The sequence below is a fragment of the Bartonella sp. AP57NXGY genome (assembly GCF_042195805.1).
Classification (GTDB): domain Bacteria; phylum Pseudomonadota; class Alphaproteobacteria; order Rhizobiales; family Rhizobiaceae; genus Bartonella.
In genome coordinates this window covers 1-1,853 of the sequence record NZ_JBHIOZ010000227.1, presented here as the reverse complement: position 1 = coordinate 1,853, position 1,853 = coordinate 1, and the positions used below count along the sequence as shown (strand labels likewise).

Genomic DNA, 1,853 nt, shown 5'->3' with positions numbered 1-1,853 from the left:
ACATTGAATTATGCTATTCAGGATGTTCGGAAAGAAGCAAGACAAGCTGCTGCTATTGGTCTAGCGGTGTCCAACTTGCGTTACAATGATGCACCAGGAAAGTTAAGTGTTGCACTTGGTAGTGGTATATGGCTTAATCAGTCCGCATTTGCTCTTGGTGCTGGTTATACATCTGAAGATGGAAATATTCGCTCTAGTCTATCTGTGACAAGTGCCGGAGGGCGCTGGGGTGTAGGTGTAGGATTAAGCTTAACTCTAAATTAATAAAATTCACTACGATTATTTTCAAAAACGCTCCTGTCTATACAAGACAGGGGCGAAAAGAGTTACACGATTAAAAGAACGACTCCCATAAATAACAATGCCAGCATTAATGTTGAAAATAAAAAAAGAGAAAATGTCTGAAGAGTGGTGTGTTTTACGCAAATTTGACAGAAGTCGTGGAGGGGGCTAGTTGGTTGTTACATGACAGTAAGCAGCGGATTAAGAAAGTTTTTGATGATACGAAAAAATATGTAGATAAATATTTTTCTGAATCCAAGGATAATGCGATGAGTAATGGTGTTAACGAATCGAAATCCTCCACCGATATGAAATTTGAAATGTTTAGTTATGTTATTGAAGATGTTCGGAAAGAAGCAAGACAAGTAGCGGCTGTTGGTTTGGCAGTGGTAGGTTTGCGTTATAACGATACACTAGGAAAGTTGATTGTTTCATTTGATAGCGGGCGCATGGCGTGGACAATTCGCATTTGCTCTTGGTGCTGGTTATATATCAGAGGATGGCTTCATTTGCTCTAATATATCCGCAACGAGTTCTGCGGAGATTAGAGAAGAGATGTTGGCTTAAGATTAAAGCTGCGTTGATGATAGCAAGGGATTCTTTTAACAACATTTATTCTTATTTTATTAAATGAGGGTGAATATTTTTTTGTAGATACACAGTATTTATCTAGAGATAAGCATAATATTTGATGAGGCTATAAACTGTGAGGTTTTATAGAAGATTTTCTATATTTTGTTGAAAAAAGATCACAGTAGAATCCATATTGCTAAAAAGTTATATTTTTATGTTGCTATTTTCTTGAACAGCCTATAGCTGTATGAAAATGTATATTAGTAAGACTCATTTTGATAAAATAATTCAAAGGGGGATAAGTAGTGCGTAAAGATAAAAGGTACATCACGGGACCACGCATATATCATTATATGATATATTAAAAAGAAAAAATCCAACTAAAAAGCCAGTTATCCAAAGAAGAATATATTCCGGACATATTACAATTTCTTTTTACTTTACTTATTATTAATAAAACCATGCTTTCTAATAAAAATAAAGTCTATAGTTAGGAAAATACATACTAAAACCTAGTACGAAGGATTTTATAGTAATCACTACCAAGTAAAAAGTAATATCAAATATACAAGGCCTCTTTTTTAGTTAGGAAAAAACAGCACACTAAAACCCTTAGACTCTAAATGTGTTATCTTTATGTCCACAAAACATAATCAAAAAGACAAGCATTTAGATCTCAATACAGAGAGCACAAACAGAACAAGACTAAAGACTCAAAATGTTCACACTCTAAGCAATGATCGTCTACTCTGAATTCCAAAGACATCAATAATGCTAAAATGTGTCTTTTTTATGTTTTGGAGGTGTTTCTAAGTTTTTTCATTGGAGAGTTTGTTATGAAAAAATTATATGCCCCACAAGCAGCGAGTGAATTAAAACGTTCTCGTTTTTCTTTTGTTAAAGTTCTTTCGTTGGCTATAACGGCTACATTCTTATCGAATGTTACGCCTGTTTTTTCAGCAAATCCTGATTTTAGAAACACGTTTCTTGAGGGTGTA

Annotated in this window: 2 protein-coding genes; both read left to right on the top strand. The window is 34.2% G+C overall.

Features of this window, described 5'->3' with window-relative positions:
- Nucleotides 1-264 (top strand): YadA-like family protein (locus ACFIL8_RS09750; protein ID WP_375612610.1); only part of this gene is annotated, 264 nt, incomplete at its 5' end.
- A 149-nt stretch (nucleotides 265-413) separates the two neighbouring features.
- Nucleotides 414-800 (top strand): hypothetical protein, encoded by a 387-nt coding sequence (locus ACFIL8_RS09745; protein WP_375682239.1) that lies wholly within the window; start codon nucleotides 414-416, stop codon nucleotides 798-800.
- Nucleotides 801-1,853 lie beyond the last annotated feature (1,053 nt).